The sequence below is a fragment of the Neobacillus vireti genome (genome assembly GCF_001026695.1).
GTDB lineage: Bacteria > Bacillota > Bacilli > Bacillales > Cytobacillaceae > Neobacillus > Neobacillus vireti.
In genome coordinates this window covers 121988-141872 of the sequence record NZ_LDNB01000010.1, presented here as the reverse complement: position 1 = coordinate 141872, position 19885 = coordinate 121988, and the positions used below count along the sequence as shown (strand labels likewise).

The 19885-nt window shown below is 39.5% G+C and carries 24 protein-coding genes; 19 read left to right on the top strand and 5 right to left on the bottom strand.

Features of this window, described 5'->3' with window-relative positions:
• Nucleotides 1-7 precede the first annotated feature (7 nt).
• Together gntK and AA980_RS11355 are read right to left on the bottom strand one after the other, a co-directional pair.
• Nucleotides 8-1552 (bottom strand): gluconokinase, encoded by a 1545-nt coding sequence (gene gntK / locus AA980_RS11360; protein WP_047771584.1) that lies wholly within the window; start codon nt 1550-1552, stop codon nt 8-10.
• Nucleotides 1549-2277 (bottom strand): GntR family transcriptional regulator, encoded by a 729-nt coding sequence (locus AA980_RS11355; protein WP_024026244.1) that lies wholly within the window; start codon nt 2275-2277, stop codon nt 1549-1551. The genes gntK and AA980_RS11355 overlap by 4 nt, the downstream gene beginning before the upstream one ends.
• Nucleotides 2278-2476: 199 nt before the next feature.
• Here AA980_RS11355 and AA980_RS11350 point away from each other — a divergent pair, with 199 nt between their 5' ends.
• The 4 genes from AA980_RS11350 to AA980_RS25795 all read left to right on the top strand — a co-directional run bounded on the left by AA980_RS11350 (nt 2477) and on the right by AA980_RS25795 (nt 6019).
• Complete coding sequence (locus AA980_RS11350) at nt 2477-3190, top strand: MOSC domain-containing protein (protein WP_024026245.1); 714 nt, start codon at nt 2477-2479, stop codon at nt 3188-3190.
• Nucleotides 3191-3596: 406 nt separating this feature from the next.
• Entirely contained in the window at nt 3597-4424 is an 828-nt protein-coding gene (locus AA980_RS11345) for a GNAT family N-acetyltransferase (protein ID WP_024026246.1), read from the top strand.
• Nucleotides 4425-4429: 5 nt separating this feature from the next.
• Nucleotides 4430-5104: a hypothetical protein gene (locus tag AA980_RS11340; RefSeq protein ID WP_024026247.1), complete on the top strand. Its 675-nt coding sequence runs from the start codon at nt 4430-4432 to the stop codon at nt 5102-5104.
• A 60-nt stretch (nt 5105-5164) separates the two neighbouring features.
• On the top strand, nt 5165-6019 hold the full coding sequence (locus AA980_RS25795; protein ID WP_024026248.1) for a DUF4362 domain-containing protein: 855 nt from the start codon (nt 5165-5167) through the stop codon (nt 6017-6019).
• A gap of 208 nt (nt 6020-6227) precedes the next feature.
• Here AA980_RS25795 and AA980_RS27805 read toward each other — a convergent pair whose 3' ends face one another.
• Entirely contained in the window at nt 6228-6611 is a 384-nt protein-coding gene (locus AA980_RS27805) for a VOC family protein (RefSeq protein WP_024026249.1), read from the bottom strand.
• Between the two features lie 249 nt (nt 6612-6860).
• On the opposite strand from AA980_RS27805, the gene AA980_RS27220 reads away from it, so the two are divergent.
• From AA980_RS27220 to AA980_RS11265, 14 genes are all read left to right on the top strand, one after another.
• Nucleotides 6861-7037 (top strand): hypothetical protein, encoded by a 177-nt coding sequence (locus tag AA980_RS27220; protein ID WP_156351145.1) that lies wholly within the window; start codon nt 6861-6863, stop codon nt 7035-7037.
• Nucleotides 7038-7194: 157 nt separating this feature from the next.
• The gene (locus AA980_RS11325; protein ID WP_024026250.1) at nt 7195-7551 is read left to right on the top strand and encodes a PadR family transcriptional regulator; all 357 of its coding nucleotides are present in this window, start codon (nt 7195-7197) and stop codon (nt 7549-7551) included.
• Nucleotides 7544-8221, top strand: a complete 678-nt coding sequence (locus AA980_RS11320) for a permease prefix domain 1-containing protein (RefSeq protein ID WP_024026251.1) — start codon at nt 7544-7546, stop codon at nt 8219-8221. The genes AA980_RS11325 and AA980_RS11320 overlap by 8 nt, the downstream gene beginning before the upstream one ends.
• Entirely contained in the window at nt 8214-8768 is a 555-nt protein-coding gene (locus AA980_RS11315) for a DUF4825 domain-containing protein (protein ID WP_024026252.1), read from the top strand. Before AA980_RS11320 ends, AA980_RS11315 begins: the two co-directional genes overlap by 8 nt.
• An 80-nt stretch (nt 8769-8848) precedes the next feature.
• A complete protein-coding gene (locus tag AA980_RS11310) occupies nt 8849-9355 on the top strand; it encodes a GNAT family N-acetyltransferase (RefSeq protein WP_024026253.1) in 507 nt (168 codons plus the stop codon).
• A 159-nt stretch (nt 9356-9514) separates the two neighbouring features.
• Complete coding sequence (locus AA980_RS11305) at nt 9515-10198, top strand: response regulator transcription factor (RefSeq protein ID WP_024026254.1); 684 nt, start codon at nt 9515-9517, stop codon at nt 10196-10198.
• A 1-nt stretch (nt 10199) separates the two neighbouring features.
• Entirely contained in the window at nt 10200-11201 is a 1002-nt protein-coding gene (locus AA980_RS11300; RefSeq protein ID WP_024026255.1) for a sensor histidine kinase, read from the top strand.
• 264 nt (nt 11202-11465) lie between these two features.
• On the top strand, nt 11466-12149 hold the full coding sequence (locus tag AA980_RS11295; RefSeq protein WP_024026256.1) for an ABC transporter ATP-binding protein: 684 nt from the start codon (nt 11466-11468) through the stop codon (nt 12147-12149).
• Complete coding sequence (locus tag AA980_RS11290) at nt 12146-14743, top strand: ABC transporter permease (protein WP_024026257.1); 2598 nt, start codon at nt 12146-12148, stop codon at nt 14741-14743. Before AA980_RS11295 ends, AA980_RS11290 begins: the two co-directional genes overlap by 4 nt.
• A gap of 312 nt (nt 14744-15055) precedes the next feature.
• A complete protein-coding gene (locus AA980_RS11285) occupies nt 15056-15820 on the top strand; it encodes a hypothetical protein (RefSeq protein WP_024026258.1) in 765 nt (254 codons plus the stop codon).
• A 15-nt stretch (nt 15821-15835) separates the two neighbouring features.
• A complete protein-coding gene (locus tag AA980_RS11280; RefSeq protein WP_024026259.1) occupies nt 15836-16345 on the top strand; it encodes a GNAT family N-acetyltransferase in 510 nt (169 codons plus the stop codon).
• A 21-nt stretch (nt 16346-16366) separates the two neighbouring features.
• A complete protein-coding gene (locus tag AA980_RS11275; protein WP_024026260.1) occupies nt 16367-16663 on the top strand; it encodes an antibiotic biosynthesis monooxygenase family protein in 297 nt (98 codons plus the stop codon).
• Between the two features lie 95 nt (nt 16664-16758).
• Nucleotides 16759-17298 (top strand): GNAT family N-acetyltransferase, encoded by a 540-nt coding sequence (locus AA980_RS11270; RefSeq protein ID WP_024026261.1) that lies wholly within the window; start codon nt 16759-16761, stop codon nt 17296-17298.
• Nucleotides 17295-17708 carry a VOC family protein gene (locus AA980_RS11265; protein ID WP_024026262.1) on the top strand — a complete coding sequence of 138 codons (414 nt, stop codon included), beginning with the start codon at nt 17295-17297 and terminating at the stop codon, nt 17706-17708. Before AA980_RS11270 ends, AA980_RS11265 begins: the two co-directional genes overlap by 4 nt.
• A 217-nt stretch (nt 17709-17925) precedes the next feature.
• On the opposite strand, the gene AA980_RS11260 is transcribed toward AA980_RS11265, so the two are convergent.
• Complete coding sequence (locus tag AA980_RS11260) at nt 17926-18543, bottom strand: NUDIX hydrolase (RefSeq protein ID WP_024026263.1); 618 nt, start codon at nt 18541-18543, stop codon at nt 17926-17928.
• A gap of 97 nt (nt 18544-18640) precedes the next feature.
• Nucleotides 18641-19027, bottom strand: coding sequence for a YbaN family protein (locus AA980_RS11255; RefSeq protein ID WP_024026264.1), 387 nt, complete (start codon nt 19025-19027; stop codon nt 18641-18643).
• Between the two features lie 187 nt (nt 19028-19214).
• Between AA980_RS11255 and AA980_RS11250 the strand changes: the two genes are divergently transcribed.
• Nucleotides 19215-19670, top strand: coding sequence for a DUF2269 family protein (locus tag AA980_RS11250; RefSeq protein WP_024026265.1), 456 nt, complete (start codon nt 19215-19217; stop codon nt 19668-19670).
• The last annotated feature ends 215 nt before the right edge of the window (nt 19671-19885 follow it).

Here is a 19885-nt window from a genome sequence, read left to right as displayed (position 1 = left end):
CGTTAATTTATATATTTTTATTGATTAAGCTTCTTTGATAATTGGCAATCCGTGTATAATCTTCTTCTAATGCTCTGGATAAGTTAATAAAGATAGGCAGCAATTCTCTGTATTCTCTAGCTGCATCTTCAATTGGTGTATGCTTATGTGTAGTGCCAATCATTTCAGAGGCTACTTCAAACGAATCAATTTTCCCTGTCGCATATAGGCCCAAAATACAAGCACCCAGACATGAACTTTCGTAGCTTTCTGGAACAACTACTTCGGATTCGAAGATATCGGACATCATTTGCCGCCAAACTTCGGACCTTGCGAAGCCTCCAGTTGCCTGAATTCGGATCACAGGACCTTCCATACATTCAATTAATGCTAAAAATACGGTGTATAGATTGTAAATGACTCCTTCTAGGGCTGCACGAATCATATGTTCCTTCTTGTGTGACAGCGTTAACCCGAAAAATGAGCCTCTTACATCAGGATTCCATAATGGCGCACGTTCACCAGCAAGGTATGGATGAAATAACAAGCCGTCAGCACCGGGTCTTACCCGTTCAGCAATCTTCGTTAAAACCTCGTAAGGGTCAATTCCGAGACGTTTCGCTGTTTCTACTTCTGAAGCGGCAAATTCATCCCGAATCCAGCGAAGGACCATCCCGCCATTGTTGACAGGTCCGCCAATGACCCAATGCTTTTCAGTTAAGGCATAGCAAAAGATTCGCCCTTTTTCATCTGTTTGCGGCTGGTTAATAATCGTTCGAATCGCACCGCTTGTCCCAATTGTGATTGCAACTTCGCCCTTTCTAATCGCATTTACACCTAGATTGGAAAGTACACCGTCACTTGCGCCAATGACAAATGGTGTTTGTGGGTCTAGCCCCATTTGGTTCGCTAATTCAGGATGACAGTTTGTAAAAATTGCGGTTGTTGGTACGAGTTTAGATAATTGCTCCCGTGTGATCCCCGCAATTGTTAATGCTTCTTCATCCCAATCCAAGCTTTTGAGATTCATCATGCCCATTGCTGAAGCGAGTGAATAATCGACAACGTATTGATCAAAGAATTTTTTAAAGATATATTCTTTAATCCCGATATATTTTTTCGCTTTGGTAGCAATTTCTGGATGTTCATTCACAAGCCAAGTAATTTTGCTTAATGGTGCCATCGGGTGAATCGGTGTTCCTGTTCGTTTGTAGACTTCATGCCCGTTTAACTCATCTTTTATTTTATGGGTCCAGGCTTCACTGCGATTATCTGCCCAAGTGATACAAGGTGTCAGCGGCTGGTCATTTTCATCCATGGCAATGACACTATGCATCGCACTGCTAAATGAAAGAAACGATATTTCTTTCTGTGAATTTTGTTTCATTATTTTCGAAATCGCTTGTACAACAGCTTGAAAAATCTCTTCAGGATCTTGTTCAGCTGTCGAAATATCAGGTGTGTAAAGGGGGTAACCGATATTCTCTTGTTGGATGACTTCGCCTTTTTCAGTAAATAAAACGGCTTTTGTACTTGTTGTACCGATATCAACACCTAACATATAGCTGGTCATTTTTCCGGGTCTACTCCTTTTGATAGCATTTGTTGTGACATCCAAAGGTCTTCTACTTTCCCTTGAACATCATCAAAGTTTTGATGTAATGATTGAATCATCAGGTTTCGATCTTTTGTATCGATTGCTTCAATATAAAGCTGATGATTTTTGATAATGCGTGTAAAGTCATCGTATTTTTCCTTGAAGCGGGCACGCATCGATAATAGGATAAGACTTTCCATCACTGGTCTTGTATTATTCCAAATCATCAATACGTAAGAATGATTAATTGTCCGAATTATCGTTTCATGGAATAAGATATCCTGATAGGAAAATTCATCAGCATCGCGATATTTGATGGCGATTTTCATCATTTCTACTATTTTACTTAGTTCCCTTACTAGTTCTTTCGTATCTATTTTGACAAGCCGTTCAAAGACAAACGTTTCGATGAGCAGGCGTACATCATAAATCTCTTCGATATCTTTCTCTTTTAAACCAATGACTACTGCGCCCATTCTTTCTAAGCGAATCAAATTTTCAGCTGCCAAAACTTTCAATGCTTCACGAATCGGTGATCGGCTTACCTCAAAATCGGCTGCCAATTTATTTTCCGATAAGATGGCACCGCTTTCAATCCTGCCAGAAATGATCTGCATTCTAAGCTCGCAGGTGACACGATCACCGGTGGATGCTTTTGAAAGCCACTTTTGTGGATAAAGAAATTCGGTCGATTCTGTCATTAAACCACCTTCCTAAAAAGTACTAGGATACTTGTATACAAGTATTATAAAACAGATTTTTGAAAATGCAAGCGCTTTTACTAAATTTATTATTCCTAAAAAGTTTTAGCTAATGATTTATTTATCGTACCTAGGAAGGGATGTTTATCCTTTCTGCCGAAATTAAATAAATCGGATGTGATTTTTAGGAGGAAAAATTATGGATTTCTTATTGAAACAAGTATTTGTGGGTTTGCCAAAAACGGTCGGTAATAAAGAAGCGGTAAATCCTATGGAGCGGGAATGGACTAGCGCGATTTTTAAAGAGCCTGTCGAAGGACCGATCTGGGTCGGCAAAACGGGGTTAACAGGTGACGGACAAGGTGATTTGAAACATCACGGCGGACCAGAAAAAGCCGTTTTCGCCTATTCATTTGAAAATTATCGGTACTGGCAAGAACAATTAGACATTAAGGAGATATCATCCGGCGGCATGGGTGAAAATTTGGTCATGGGCAATGTAAATGAGGAAACAATTGCGATTGGCGATACCTTTCAAATTGGCGAGGCGGTTATTCAAGTTTCACAGCCCAGACAGCCATGCTGGAAGCCGGCGCGCCGATTTAAAGTAAAGAATTTAGCGCTGTTATTACAGAATACCGGAAAGACCGGCTGGTATTTCCGTGTGTTAAAAGAGGGGTATGTGAAGGATGGTCAAACATTTACCTTAGTTGATCGCCCTTATCCACAATGGACCGTCCAAAAATGTAATCAAATTATACATTCTAGACAGCAAAATTTAGTGGAAATGCGCGAGCTTGCTTATTGTGAATTGCTTGCACCAGGCATGAGAGCCACATTAGAAAAGCGAATTGAAAAAGGCGGCACCAAGGCCCCCGATATCAGCGATCGGGTTTTTGGACCGAATGAATAAAATTGGATCTTTGAAGTACCGATAGTGGTGCCGTGCTGTGGGAAAAGGGCCGTCGCGCAAAAAAAGAATAATTGTGCCCATGGAGCGTGAAAAAGAGTCGTCACGGTCACAAAACAAAATAGAGTGCCCATAGAGCGGAAAAAATGCTGGGGATTGGCACTGTGAAGAGTCGAGAGTGCCCATGGAGCAGAAAAAAAGCCGGGGACGGGCACTGTGAAGAGTCGAGAGTGCCCATCGAGTGGAAAAAATGCTGGGGATGGGCACTGTGAAGAGTCCAGAGTGCCCATTGAGCGGAAAAAAAGCCGGGTACGGGCACTGTGACATTTCGTTATTTTAAAATTTGAAGTAACAAAGCTTTTAGGATAAAAAGTACCAGAAAGTTATTTTCCCCTAGGAGGAAGCGAATATGTTTTCAAGACTTGTCTCAAATGATGAAGCAATTGCCAAAGGGAGTGCCTTTGAAGCTGACGAGGTACAATACAATCTGTTTCATCGAATCACTGAAGGCAGCGATTTCTTATCCTGCAAAACGCAAGATGGAAAAATGATGTTTGCCCAAACACCGGGGCAGAGTGGCTGGTTATGGATTTCAAAAGAAGCGACGGCCGAAGAACGGAATGACATTACTCAAGAATTGGTCAACCATCTTAATGGGGTTCAGCTTCCAGGGGTAACCGGAGAACCCGAGACTGCCGCGCTTTTTGCGGAAGCTTTTTCAAAAAAGAATCATCTTCAATACGAAACCGAAATGGCAATGGAGTCCTATTATTGTCCAAAAGTAATCAAGCCGGTAAATGTTCCAGGTAAAATCCAAGCTGCAACATTGCAGGATGTGGATACCGTTGCAGAATATCTAGCAGGTTTCTTAAGAGATGCTTTTGGGACCGCGGTTGAACCGAATACTCAGACAGCCAAGGCGGAGACGATGATACAAACTGGGAATTTATATCTTTGGATTGTTGATGATCAGCCGGTTTCGATGGCGAATATTTCTCATCGCTCCCCAAGACATGCACGGATTAATTCAGTATTTACACCGATTTCACATCGAAAAAATGGCTATGCAAGCGCGCTTGTAGCAGAGCTGTGTGTAATCATTTCATCTGAGAACCTAGTTCCGATGCTGTATGCAGACCTTAAAAATCCTGACTCCAATAAGGTTTATCAAAATATCGGTTTTTTAGAAAGTGGTAAAATTGCAGAATTCAAATTTACAGACTCCCCAAAGAGGTGAAGCAAATGTATCAAATTACGGAAGGCCAAGTTGTAAGAACCGAGCAATCCACCATCCCCTATACGTGGATTCACGGTGAACAACCGAATAAAAGCATTTGCTTTATGCTGCCAGGGCTCGGTTATTCTACGGAGCGGCCGCTATTTCATTACGCAACGGGAGTATGTTTAAATCAGAAAGTGGATGTTCTTCATATCAATTATAACTTTGCCAAAAATGAGCATTTTATAGAGCTTAACAATCAAGAGCAAGATAGTTGGATGTACGACGATGTGAAGGCGGTTGTCTGGGAGGTTCTGAAGGAGACCAATTATGAACAGTGCTTTTTATTAAGTAAATCAATTGGCACGATTCCGATGGCTATGGAATGGAATCAACGGAATTTCATCAAAAATGCGATTGGAATTTGGTTAACTCCGCTTATGAAAATTGACGCTGTTTATGATGCGCTATTGAACACTAAGCTACCTTCCCTTTGTGTAATCGGGGATGAAGACCATCATTATATTGAAGAACGGATTTCATCCCTGAAAAATAATGAACATGTCAGTAAGGTCGTCATTCCCAAGGCTGACCATGGATTGGAAATAAAAGGGGATACGTTAGCGTCCATCGAAGCTGCGAAGGAAGTTTTCAAGCATATTCATGATTTTATCGCTAAATATAAAATCAAAGAATAGATAAACAAGAAACCTTTTCCATGTTAACTCGTCTTTTTCTATAAAGGGATGTGTGTGCTTGTGTTAAAAAAAATATCCTCGATTATTTTAATCGCATTAATGGCTGTTTTTATATCCGGCTGCGGATTAGATAAAGGTACTGCCAGTGACCTGCCTGCTAACAGCGGGCAAAATAAAAAACCCTCCAGTAATGAAGTCAAAGAAATTCACGGTATGATGGAAAATATTGAACGGTTAAATCTATTTGTTGATAATGCTCAAACAGGTAAAGACGATAAGATACGGCTTACCCGATATACGATTGAGGGGGATCCTATTTTTCACGACTTAGCTTATCACGATTCAAAATTAACCGTAAAAATCGATACAACCGAAGATAAGTTTGGTCAAGGGGAAATATCCACCTATGTCTGTAAAGGGATTCGAAAGCATGAATCGGAGACAGAGACAAAATTTATTCTTGAAGAATGCCCAGATGTAACTGACCTATTAACCATTTTCCATGATGTAGACAAGGAGGATTATTTTTCCTTTGAGTTAAAATATGGGGTGGGTAAAAAAAACGTCATCAATACAAAAGAACAAAAGTTGATTAAAGATTTACAGAATGGCGAAACCGTTGCCGTTAGCGACTTTCAATTTTCGAAAAAGGAAATGAACGCTATTTACAAATTGATGATTTTTTCCAATTACCTTGGAGAGAAAAAATTATCAAAGGAATGTAATCAGAAACCGTATGAGGGCTATGATATGCACGTTTGGATTAATAGCGGGGAACGGCATTTTGAATGGTCGGAATGCGATAAGAGTTATGATGGTCAGGAAATGTCCGAGTTAGTTGCTAACATCCTTGAAATCTTAAAGAAAAATTCGACTTACCAATCGCTGCCAGAGGTTAAAGGTCAGTATGAATAGAGGAAGGAAAGATGGCCCCTTTACAGTATAAGAATTTATAACATTGAACTTCGAGAAATGTTCAGCTCCAGCGCCCTAGCGGCTAATGTCCTTCTCTCTCCGCCCTACGATAAGTCAACATCGAATCGAAGAGCGCTCTTCGTGTTTCCTTTATCTCAGTTGGAGCGCTCCAGGCCATACTCCGCTGACCAGGGCGCTTGCGCTTTTCTTATAGGCGGTCATCTTCCCATGCCCTGTCATCGTCTTTAATATTGTATTTTTCTTTTAATGCTAGTTCTTCTTGACTTCGTGACTCTGTACTCTTTAATGGGTCTTTCAGGCTCTTCTTTTCAATTTCCAGCTGAAACACCTCCTGGGGTTGCTCAAAGAAACCTAAAGCATATTTGACTGCTTCTTGAATATCATTTGTTTCGTATGCATCTAAGTCCTCATTAGAAACAAATAATTTAACGCCTTCCAATCCGTAACCGCTGTCTAAATCGATATCTAAAAGTACTTCAAAACCTTCAGACTGTTCCATGATTTCGATAATGTTAAACGTTTGAATAGCTGTACCCGTTTCATACTCAATGGATTCCAGAAAATCTGACAAAATTAACACCGCCTTTGTTCCTATAGTAACCTCTCCTAGTTTATCCGTACCAGCTTTTGATATTCACTTTAACAATATTTCCGTGAACTGTATGCAAGAGAATAATGCCATTCCGTCTTCTTGAATAAACAATGCGAAATATTATGAAAGCGCTAACATTTTGCGTTGTTAAATGGTATAATTAACCATAGGACCTCGTGATTTTTTTTCATGCATGACTTATTAAAATCATGGAAGGGGAAGAGGCGAATGACTGAAAATATTTTAAAATTCTTAGAAAAAAAGGGTATGGTAATACCTGAACACAAGATTCAACCTCTAATGGCACAGTGGGATGCTTACCAACTATTGAACAACATTCCGAATGTTGAAAAGCTAACCACGAATGATAGTGGTTTAAGATATGTTCCGGAGCTGGGCAGATAGCGGTAAAAAACCGGCAGCAGAAAATATTCTGTTTTAAATCGTCTACACGGAACGGGCACTTCTTGAAGTGTCCTTTATTATGAATTTTTTTTGAATTAGTACTTCAACACACATAGTAATATGTGTTACAATATACAACAACAGAGGAGGTTATTTTATGCAGGCTGAGACTCCAATAAGCAGCGACCTTATTCGCGGCCACATCGATACGATGATCCTTCGTGTGTTAAGTGAAGGTGATAATTATGGATATGAAATTATTAAATCGATATTTGAACAAAGCAATGGAAAATTTGAACTAAAGGAACCTTCACTCTATACCAGCTTAAAAAGGCTTGAAAAACAAAAACTGATCTCCGCCTATTGGGGTGATGAAAGTCAAGGGGGAAGAAGAAAGTATTATAAAATCACCCCCAGTGGTGAAAGGGCTTATGAAGAAGCAATTGAGGCATGGGCGGCGGCGAAGAAACTGATTGATCAGCTAATTGTCAGGGGAGGAAAAAGCGATGAATGAACTAAGAAAATATGTCGATCACTTGTTCAGAAAATATAAAAACCATCGTGGTGTTAGCGACCTGAAGGATGAGATTTTAGGGAATTTGGAAGCGAAGGTATCTCATTTAATGGCAGAAGGATTAAATGAACGCGAGGCGATTGCCAGAGCCAAAACCAGTATTACAAAAATTGATGATTTAATTGATGATTATGTCCCCGTCTGGATTAATCAGTTTCGCTTTAAAGCGTTTCAAATTGCCTATATTTATCTCCTTACCGCGTGGATTGTGACGATTCCATTTTCTCTCTTAAGTATGGGTCTCTTGTTGAATTACTGCTTGCTTTTCATGTGTTTGGTCCTAGGAATCTTCTATTTATTTTTAGCCAAAAACGTTAAAAAGAATGAGAAGAAAATTGGGGAATTGAATGTAGCAGCCTTTACGAGAGCAAAGATTATCACTTGGCTGCTTTGGCTCTTATTTATTATTGTTACATGGGGATATTTATCGGCGATATTATTCGGCAGCAACATTTGGTTTTCTCGACCGATCCACATCGATGGACCATATCAGTTTGGAATATTAATTGCCCGGTATGCCTTGCCATTTATTTCAATAGTAATCCCATTAGTTCTAAATTCGTGCATTAAGTTGATACCACAATACGAAGTGAGGGATTTCCATGAATAAGCTGGGAAAACTGATTGCTGCATTACTTGCCGTAGGTATAGGGCTATTTATTGTTGTACAGTTTATCATCATTCCAAAGCAGAATGCCGCGGCAGAACAATATGTCATTGATCAAAGAAGACCGCTTACACATGATTTAGAAAATATTATCCCCTATCGTTTTCTTTATATGGGCAATGCAGGCAACATGATCAACTTATTTAACCATTTACCGTTGAACGAGGTTGAAAAGGACTTTGAACTTAAATCTGACGCCTTTACGGTAATCGTAAATTATCACCAATCAGTGTCGGAAATTGGCACCGACCTTGTCAATCAGTCGATTATTTATAACTCAACAGCCGCCTTTGCGCTGATTGGGAACTTGAAGAAAATTGAATACAACTTTCCTGACCGATCCTTTGAAGTAAAAAGAGCAAGTGTCGAAGGCCTTTATAATGATTTTTACAAATTGAGTAAAAGCAAAACTGTCTGGGAGAAACAAGTCCGTAATCCCTTGAAAGATAATGAATATATAGAGAAGAGTATTGGGGCCATATTAAAGTGAAATTATTAATATATTTTAGTAATGGGGCAATGTGGTAAAATTAACGGAAAAGTCAAATTTTTGAACGGAGGGGAATAACGATGGAAATTAGATTACTTAGCCCATCAGATGCGGAAAGTTATTGGGCATTACGTTTAGAAGCATTACAGCAAAATCCGGAAGCATTTTTAACAAGCTATGAAGAATCTGTAACAAGGGAAAATCCAGTTGAACAGGTCGCCCAAAACTTTACCACAGAAGGAAACTACACGTTTGGTGCGTTTGACAGTGGGGAACTAATCGGGGTTGTGACCTTACTTTTAGAGGAGCGGGCGAAAATTCGGCACCGGGCAAACATTTTTGCAGTGTATGTCACGCCAAAGAAGCAAGGTTTAGGCGTGGGAAAAGCATTGCTCATAGAAGCCATCAATAAAGCGAGAACGATAGAAGCGATTGAAAAAATAAATTTAAGCGTAACAGCAAGTAATCAAAAAGCAAAGAAGCTCTATAACAAATTAGGGTTTAAAACTTTTGGCTTGGAAGAAAAGGCGTTAATAGTTAATGGCGTCTATTATGATGACGAATATATGGTTCTTCATTTGAAGTAGGACTGCAAAATGGAAAAGGAACGTGGGCTTGGAATTCCAAGCTCGTTTTTTTGATTTAAATAGTTACAGAGGGTGTCAGGCACCATGTGAATTTTTCACATGGTGCCTGACACCCTTTAATGCTGATATAATGACGATAGAGAAAGGCGGGATACTATGATGAAAATTTTGCTTGTGGAAGATGATAGGACAATTGCCGTAGGGCTTGAATATTCACTGCAGCAGGACCAGTTTGCCACGGTACTTTGCCATGATGCAGTATCAGCAAAAAAGGTGATAGTGGATGAAATTGAACAATTCGCGTTATGTTTATTTGATTTATCCCTGCCCGATGGAAGCGGCTATGAGTTATGTCAGCTTGTGAAGGAGCGAAGCGATATTCCCGTCATTTTTCTAACGGCGATTGATGATGAAGTCAATGTAGTGATGGGGCTGGACATGGGCGCAGATGATTACATTACCAAGCCTTTTCGAATTAGAGAGTTAATCTCAAGAATAAAAACAGTCTTAAGGCGCTACCAAAAGCAGTCGGGGACAAAGGCGATAATCGAAATAGAAAATGTCCGAATTAATACGCTTGAAGGTAAGGTGTATAAAAATGGTGAAGAAGTTCTATTAACTGCCCTAGAATATCGCCTATTCCTAATCTTTGCGAATCATATTGGACAGGTCCTTTCACGAAATCAGCTATTAGAGCGAATTTGGGATATAGCAGGGGATTTCGTAAATGATAATACCTTAACTGTTTACATAAAAAGACTGCGGGAAAAGTTAGAGGATAACCCGCAAAGCCCGCAGATTATTAAAACAGTGCGTGGTTTAGGCTATAAGGTCGGTGATTAGCATGCTCCGAAATCGCGAGATTCAAATATTTATAGTAACGATGTGTTTGCTAAGTTTTACCACCATCATAGCAGCGGCTTTTTTCTCACTCCCTGCCACGGTACTTGTTTTTATCATTTCTGCCTTGTTAATTGGTTGCAGCTTATTATTTACAAGCTGGCGATATCGTGAAATCGAAAAGCTGTCTAGCTATTTGCGACAAATTAGTAGTGGTGATTATTCGCTTGATGTCCGTGATAATCACGAAGGTGAGCTAAGTATATTAAAAAACAATATTTATAAGGTGACTATTATGCTATCGGAACAAGGCTCCCTTTTACAGCAAGATAAAATAAAACTCACCAATGCAATTTCCGATATATCTCATCAGCTTAAAACACCTCTTACCTCGATGATGATGATGGCCGATTTATTAAGTGATGCCAATCTGCCTGCAGCTAAAAGAACGGAGTTTACTCACAATATCCGCATTCAACTCGAACGGATTGAATGGCTTGTTTCTTCATTATTAAAACTTTCAAAAATTGACGCGGGAACAGTGCACTTTAAAAAAGAAGTGGTATCGGTGAAAAGGCTGCTGCAAAAAGCGTTAGAGCCGGTTCTGATTCCGATGGACATTAAAGAACAAACCGTTTTGCTTGACGGTGATGATCAAGTCTCTTTTGTTGGCGACCTAAATTGGACGGCAGAGGCCGTAATAAATATATTGAAAAACTGTGTGGAGCATACTCAAGAAGGCGGGAGGATTACCATTTCTTTTTCAGAAAATGCTTTGTTTACGGAAATTGTCATAGCAGATAACGGCAAAGGCATCGCCAAGGAAGATCTCCCGCATATTTTAAAACGTTTTTATAAAGGAAAGAATGCCGGTGAGGATAGCATAGGCATCGGGCTTGCAATGGCACATAGCATCATTACCAGTCAACATGGCGATATCGAGGTTAACAGTAAAAACGGAGAAGGTACTCAGTTTCGGATTAAGGTTTATAAGCAGGTAATCTAGTGAGAATAGCCGGGGAAGGAGAGTTTCTCTCGAATAAGAGAGATATACTCTCGGATAGGGTCACTTTACTCTCGGATAAGGTTTTTACTCCCGAAAATAAGTGATTTACAGGCAGAAATCCATCTCCAAAACTAGCGAAGCCTCCTTGTTTGCCGTTAACTAGGAAAGCATTAAGTGACTAAACTGTCACTTTCTAGTCACTGGAAAGTCATTTTAAACAGATAAACTATGATCATCAGTAACAAACATGGAGGTTTTATTAAAATGGAAATTTTAAAAATAGAAAATCTGTCTAAAGTGTACGGAAAAGGTGAAACGGCGGTAAAGGCACTTGATGATGTTTCTTTTTCAGTAAAAAAAGGCGAATTTGTCGCGATTATTGGCCCATCCGGTTCAGGAAAATCAACGCTGCTGCATCTGCTTGGCGGTGTTGACCGGCCGACAAACGGAAAAGTACTCGTGGATAACACAGACATTTATAACCTAAATGAAACACAGCTGGCGATTTTTAGACGCAGGCAAATTGGCTTGATCTATCAATTTTACAACCTAATTCCAGTATTAACTGTCGAGGAGAATATTACTCTGCCGCTCCTGCTTGATGAACATAAAGTCGACAAGAAACAGTTTGCAGATATCGTCAAGATCCTCAACCTGCAAGATCGCTTAAACCATCTGCCAAATCAGCTTTCAGGCGGTCAGCAGCAGCGGGTCTCGATTGGCCGGGCACTGATAAGTAACCCCGCTATCATGCTGGCAGATGAGCCGACCGGCAATCTAGATAGCAAGAATAGTAGTGAAATCATCGACCTGTTAAAAATGTTCAATAAAACCTTTAATCAAACCCTCCTTGTCATTACTCATGATGAGCGGATTGCTCTCCAAGCTGACAGAGTCATTGCAATCGAAGATGGAAGGATTGCTAAGGATGAGGTGATTCGTCCGTGAATATCGTCAATAAACTAACAGTCCGGCATTTGAAGCAAAACAAGAGGCGGACGCTAGTAACCATTATTGGTGTCATTATCTCTGTGGCCATGGTGACGGCAGTGGCAACCCTTGGTGTCTCCTTTATGGATTTATTGCAAAAACAGGAGATCGCTACTAATGGTGAATGGCATGTCCTTTACAAAGATGTAAATAAAGAGCAGCTTAAAGCAATTAAAAACGATGAGGATACAAAAAAGGTTGTCCTTTCACGTGATCGCGGCTATGCACTTTTAGAAGGTGGACAAAATGAAAGCAAGCCGTATTTATTTATTAAGGAGTATAATACCCAAGGATTTAAGCAGTTTCCGATTGAACTGAGTAAAGGCAGGCTGCCAAAAACAACTAAAGAGGTTGTGATTTCCGACCATATTGCCACAAATGCGAAAGTAGAATACAAGATTGGCGATCAATTATCCCTTGAAGTCGGACAGCGTAAGATCCCAAATGTTACGGAGCATATTTTTGGACAAGAGGATCCATTACAAACAGGAGATGGGAAGCGGAAAGAGAGTTTGACAAATAAAACAGCGGCAACCTACACGGTCGTAGGCTTCATTAAACGTCCGACATGGGAATCGACCTGGGCCCCCGGTTATACAATCATTAGCTATGTGGACGAAACCATGATAAGCGATAAAGATCCTGTCAATGCAACGGTTGTGTTAAAAAAGGTTCAAAGCTCCGTCTTTAATCACGCTAACCAATTGGCGAAGAAAAACAACATAGCACCTCCTCGATTTAATACCGATTTATTACGCTATTACGGGTTAACAAATAATGACGGTCTATACCGTACGCTCATATCATTATCAGCCATTATTATGTCGGTCATTATTATCGGTTCCGTTTCATTGATCTATAATGCCTTTGCCATTTCCGTCTCGGAACGGTCGCGTCATTTAGGGATGCTTTCCAGTGTCGGGGCAACGAAAAGGCAGAAACGTAACTCAGTGTTTTTTGAAGGAGTAATGATTGGCGTAATTAGTATTCCTATTGGAATTCTAGCGGGCCTTACTGGAATTGGAATTACCTTTTATTTCATTAACTCAATCATTCAAGGTGCTCTAGGGATGACGGAAAAGCTAACTTTAACGGTTACTCCATTATCACTCCTAATTGCCTGTGCAGTTTCGATGGTTACGATTTTCATCTCCACTTATGTGCCAGCGATCAAGGCATCAAGAATATCCGCCATTGATGCCATACGTCAAACAACCGATGTGAAGCTTACAGGAAAAGCAGTGAAAACATCTAAACTCGTCCGTAAGCTATTTGGAATCGAAGCGGAAATCGGTTTGAAAAATTTAAAAAGAAACAAACGTAAGTACCAAGCAACCGTATTCTCACTGGTGATTAGTATCGTACTCTTCTTAGCCGTATCATTTTTTACAGACAATATGAAAAAATCGCTTGTACTCTCACAGGATGGAATAAATTATGATATTTCTGTAGCTGTGCATGGTAACATAACGGAAGTAGATAATCGGCTGTTACAATCATTTTCTTCCCTTGAGGATGTAACGGAATCTAGTGTGGTACATGAATTAAATATGAACACCTGGATAAACAAAGCATCAATTGCTGATGAATTACAAAAAATGGTGAAGCAGGACAAGAGTGTACTGGTGGATGGGAAATATCCATATTATGTTAAAATCCACTCATTAAACGAGCAAAATCTAAAGGCCTATGCAAAAACCGTTGGGACAGATTATGCTAAACTGACAACTAAAGACCATTTAGCTGGAATAGTGATAGACACCATCCCATATGAGGATATGGAAGCAGGAAAATATGTTGAAACGAAGGCCATTCATACCAAAGTTGGCAACACGATTGATTTAACTTATACAGATCCGGAAACAGAAAAAGAAATCCATTTAAATACAGTGAAAATTGCCGCATTAACCGATCAATTTCCGATGGGAATCTTTCCGACAGGAATCGGCGGATTGAACATTATCGTCTCAGAAAAAGTCATGAACCAACTGGTAAACGAAAAGGTGAATGATAGGACCCAGATATTGCTTTACCTCAAAAGTAAGGATCCAATGAAAACCGAGCAGGAAATCGAAGAAATAAAAGACAACAAGATGTTTGTTCAGAATGTATATCAAGGCAGACAGCAGGATGAACAAATGATTCTGTTAATGTCGGTCTTTACGTATGGATTTATTGCACTGATTACAGCGATATCGATAGCGAATATATTTAATACGATATCGACCTCGATTTCCCTCAGAAAACGGGAATTTGCGATGCTGAAATCGGTTGGGATGACACCAAAAGGTTTTAACAAAATGATCAATTATGAAAGTATTTTTTATGGAATTAAGTCATTGCTTTACGGACTGCCTATCAGTATCACGGTGATGTATTTAATTCACAAGGCATTGATGAACAGCTTCCGCTATGGATTCACCCTACCCTGGATGAGTATTATATATATGATTGCCGCCGTATTCATCATCGTCGGCTCCGCCATGCTCTACTCCAGCGCCAAAGTAAAAAAAGAAAACATCATCGACGCACTAAAGCAGGAGAATATTTAAAAACGGGTGTCAGGCACCATGTGAATTTTTCACATGATGCCTGACACCTTTATTTTGAATGATAGGAAAGTATAACTTCCTATCGGTCAGGCATGTATCGCAAAAACCAGCGCTGTGGTCGCTGGAATCAGACTGATAAGATGTGGTATGGATGTTCAAAAGGACAATATAACTACATGTATTATCACAAGGAGTTTTCACTGCTTTGGCGAATATAATAGGAAAACCGTATGAGTTTCTCGTCCCATTGGATTTTATTTAGAGTTTATAAGAATTCTAGAAAGAAAAATCTCTAAAGTAGGTGTTTGAAACTTGTTTGCCCCAAAGAGTATTCTAAGTCCATGGAACAAATTTGATGATTTTCCCATGGAAACCTTAACAAAAGCATGGTTTCAAACCAAAAGTACTAAGAAGAAACAACGAGATGTTTCCCTTATGCGGGAACACAGGCAACGGTATGGTATAGCTGGTAACTGCTTTGACCTTGTCATATGGCTGCTCGATGAATTTCAGAAAAACGGAATTACAGCATATCCAATCGGTCAACATTTAAGCACCAGCCATGCTCATGTGGCGGTGATTGCACTAAATGAGACAGGCAATCGGTTTTTATGTGATTTGGGGGACCAATGGTTAAATCCCGTTCTAATCGACGAAAATAACGAAGATTTTACTAAAGAGAAGCTTAGTGGTTTTTTTCCCGGAGCACTAGTTCAAGTTAAACCATGTGAAAAGTTGGTTGAAATAATCTATCATAGACCCAATGGTAAAGTATCCAAACAGATTTATGACACTCAACCAATAGATAAGTGGAATTTTATGCAGGCAGCTGAGTATTCTCAGACTTTAATTAAACCGAAACCCTTGTTAGAGTGTCGAATCCCATATAAATCTGAATTAGCCCATTGGGAATTCTACGGATGGGAGAGTTTTTTAAGTACTAGCGAAGGACTATTTCATGATCCAAAGCTCGATAGGATAGAAGATTGGGCAAAAAGAATCTATGCAAAAACTGGTTACGACATGCAATTTTTAATAGAAGTTTTAGAGATTTATAAAGGGATTAACGATTGTTAAAATGGAGGCGTTGGGATGAAGATTAGAAAAGCTGTGTTAGCTGATGCCGTTGGAATCGCTAAAGTCCATGTTGATAGTTGGAGAACTACCTATGCTAACATTGTTCCAGACGAATATTTAAACAAACTTTCCTATGAAAGCCGTGAGCAGTTATGGCAGGACAACATTCCTAATGGAGGTGTCTATGTTGCGGAAACCAAGGAAGGGAAAATTGTTGGATTTTCGTCTGGCGGCAAGGCGAGAACGGGCAAATATCACGATTACGCAGGCGAATTATATGCCATTTATATTTTAAAGGAATACCAAGGAAACGGACTTGGAAAGTTGTTGGTGAAACCAATCATAGCAGAACTGCTGCAGCAAAATATCTCCACCATGTTGGTGTTAGTGCTTGAAGATAATAGCTCACGCTTTTTTTATGAGGTACTTGGAGGTAAAGAAATTGATACCATTGAAGTGAGCTTTGCCGGGGATAACCTAAATGAACTTGTGTATGGGCTCGAGGATATAAGGAATATCCTTTAAGGAATAAAAGGGGGAAACTTTATGATATTAGAAGCAGCTATGCTATACGTTAAACAAGGCAAGGAAAAGGAATATGAGGAAGCTTTTCGAAAGGCATCTGAAATTATCTCATCTATGAAGGGTTACCATTCTCACGAATTGCAGCGTTGTATGGAAGAGGAGGGAAAATATTTATTATTAGTAAAGTGGGAAACTGTAGAAGACCATATTGTTGGATTCAGACAATCAAGTGAATACCAAGAATGGAAAAAGCAATTACATCATTTTTATGATCCTTTTCCAACAGTTGAACATTTTGAGAAAGTCAAGCTATCATAAGCTGAAGGCAGTAGAGGGTTACGTAATGGTAAATTCAGATAAAACTAGTCTGGTCATAAATAATAGGGGAAATTTTTTCAAGGGGGAAATAGGCAATGGTTATTAGAGAAATAAAAGTTTCAGATGCAGAAAACTTAGTGCGCCTTATTTTACAAGTTGAGGCAGAATCAAAGTTTATGCTGATGGAAGCTGGAGAAAGACAAGTTACCCCTGAACAGCAAAAAATAAGAATAGAGAATATGATAAAAAGTGAAAACTCTACTATATTCGTTGCAGAAAAAGACAACACCTTGATTGGATATTTGTTTGCGATAGGCGGTACTGTAAGAAGAACCAAACATTCAGCCTATATCGTTATTGGAATTCTAAAGGATTATCGAGGAAAAGGCATCGGAACAAAGTTATTTACAAAGCTAGAAGAATGGGCGATTGGACGGAAAATCCACCGTTTAGAGCTGACCGTTGTATCTGGGAACGAAGCCGGTGTGGCATTGTATAAGAGAATGGGATTTGAGATAGAGGGGATTAAAAAACATTCCCTTTTAATTGCAGGCGAGTATACGGATGAATACTATATGGCAAAACTTTTTAGCAATACAAGTAAGATTAATGGACAAGGAGAAAAATCACTATGACAAAACAATTTTGGATTAACTTGCCGGTAAAAGACATTCATAAATCAAAAGAGTTTTATGCCAAACTTGGATTTACTATTAATACTCGACATGGCAATCATGATCAAGCACAATTAATCATCGGGGATCATAATGCTACGGTGATGCTTTTTCCTGATTCCACTTTCAAAAATTTTACCCAACATGAAATTGTCGACACAAAGCAAGCGACGGAAGTATTGCTATCCATTGATGCAGAGAGCAGGACAGAAGTTGATGAAATGGCAAAGAAGGCTGCAGAGGCTGGCGGTACCATCTTTGGTGAGCCAGCAGTGAGCCAAGGCTGGATGTACGGCTGCGGTTTTTCCGATTTGGATGGTCATCGCTGGAATGTGTTGTATATGGACCTAAGTAAAATGCCAAAAGAGTAAGAACTTGAATACTCCATAAATCTGACTGATTCGTGACACCAACCGTATAGTGGGCTTTTCTTTTGTTACAAAGTGCGGGTGGTTCCTAAGTTTTCAGCCAAGAATAACCAGACTAAAAAACAATAAACCAAGATGTATTTTGACGAATTTCAAATACACCTTGGTTTTGCCATGTTTAGAATTAAGACGAGGACCGCCGCCAATTACTATAAAAGACCTAATCAAAATAGATGGGCTCTTGAGGATTTTTTAAATAGTTAAAAGCCATTTCAATTTGTGATTCTGTATTCCGAGCCGTTGATAGCGGCGGCAGTTCATTTTCCGCAAAAAACTTCACTGCGCTTGTTTCAATACCCTCCGCAGCCTGCCCGCCAATAATCTCACATTGGATCAACATTTTATAAATGTGATAGGAAGAAGGCGGATGGGGGTGACGTTTCATATCCATTACGGCTAACAATTTAACTGCTTTCACATCAAATCCCGATTCTTCCTTAATCTCCTTAACAGCAACTTCACTTGGAGTTAATCCAATATCAGCCCATCCGCCAGGTAATGACCAGCGGCCATCCATGTTTTCGCGGACCATTAATATTTTCCCTTCTTTAAAGACCACACCTCGAATATCGACTTTAGGCGTCGCATAACCTTTTTCACTAGCAAATAGCTCTTTGATAACAGTCCTGTCCATATCTGTATGGTGCGCCAAAATGTCCACGCTAATATTGCGGATTAATTCAAATCGCTCCAAGTCATACACATCTTTTGAATACATTAATCCCGTTTGGGCAATGGACTGAAGCTGCTTTGCCCAACCCAGCCATTTTGGTTCCAATATCATCACTCCCAGCTTGACTCATCATCCTAATATTATATTACCTCAACAGAAAATTTGTTTCGACATTTGTCCTAGTTCCAAAAAGAAAGGGGTGTCAGGCACCATGTGAATTTTTCACATGGTGCCTGACACCCTTTGTTTTAATTTTAGTGAAGAAGTAATAGTATTTATAGCATATGACTAGCAGGAGGATGACCCTTATCATCATATTGTTGAGGAGGATGAAGGGGATGGCAATCATAACGTCTGCGGTTAATAGAATGGTTAGTTTTTGTTTTAGTGTCATTGCTCGCTCTTTGACAAAGCTCTCTAAATGCCGCTGATAGATTTTTGTCGCTTTAAACCATTGCGCGAATCTGTCTGATCCCTTTACGAAGCAGAAGGATGCTAAAAGTAAAAACGGAGTTGTCGGCAGCAGCGGTAAGATAATGCCTAAAATGCCTAGGCCTAGGGCAATAAATCCACTGATAATAAAGAGCATCTTTACAATATTATTGATGATTACAGCCCCCTTTCAGATTTCAGTAATCTCCATTATAGCATTTAGAGGATGGAAAATTAATGGCTGAAAAAGGACAAAATCATCTTCACATTGCCAACACCATTACTTTTAAGATGATATTTTTATGATAAAATAGGAGAATGCAGAGATTGGGGGATGCACACCTGTGGGTACTATTTATAAAATCATTGTTTTCATACATATTTTCTCCGCCATCTTGGGGATGGGTCCGGGTTTTGTTTTGACGACTGTTGTTAAATCGGGCAATACGATGACCGAGTTAAGACATTCATATAAGATCAGACATAAATTACATATATTTGTGATGGTTGGGGGCATATTTTTACTCCTCACTGGTTTAGCGATGGGCTATTTAAATCCAAGTCTATTTCGGATGGGCTGGTATGTAACAAGTCTCGTGCTCTTTTTGGCAGCCCTTGCGATGGGACCGATTGTCTTGTCACCCAGATCGAAACCAATTAAAGCCTTATTAGATTCCCATAAAGGCGAAGCCATTCCAGAAGAATATTGGCGACTATCAAAAGTTCTATTTCGCCTTGAAAACTTGGAAAATGTGATATTTCTAATCATTATCTCCTTAATGATATTAAAACCATTCTAATAGAAAGAAGGGTGTCAGGCACCATGTGAATTTTCACATGGTGCCTGACACCCTTTTCCTTTTTTAGGTAAATGTGAAAATGCACTCTCAAAATAGAGGGAATTATTTACGAAGAAGGGAATATTTAATGATAATGATTTTTTATTTCTCTTGGTGGAAGTAAGTAACGTGAAAAGAGGTCAAGAAAAGTCTCTAAGATTCAAACTTGTTGATGG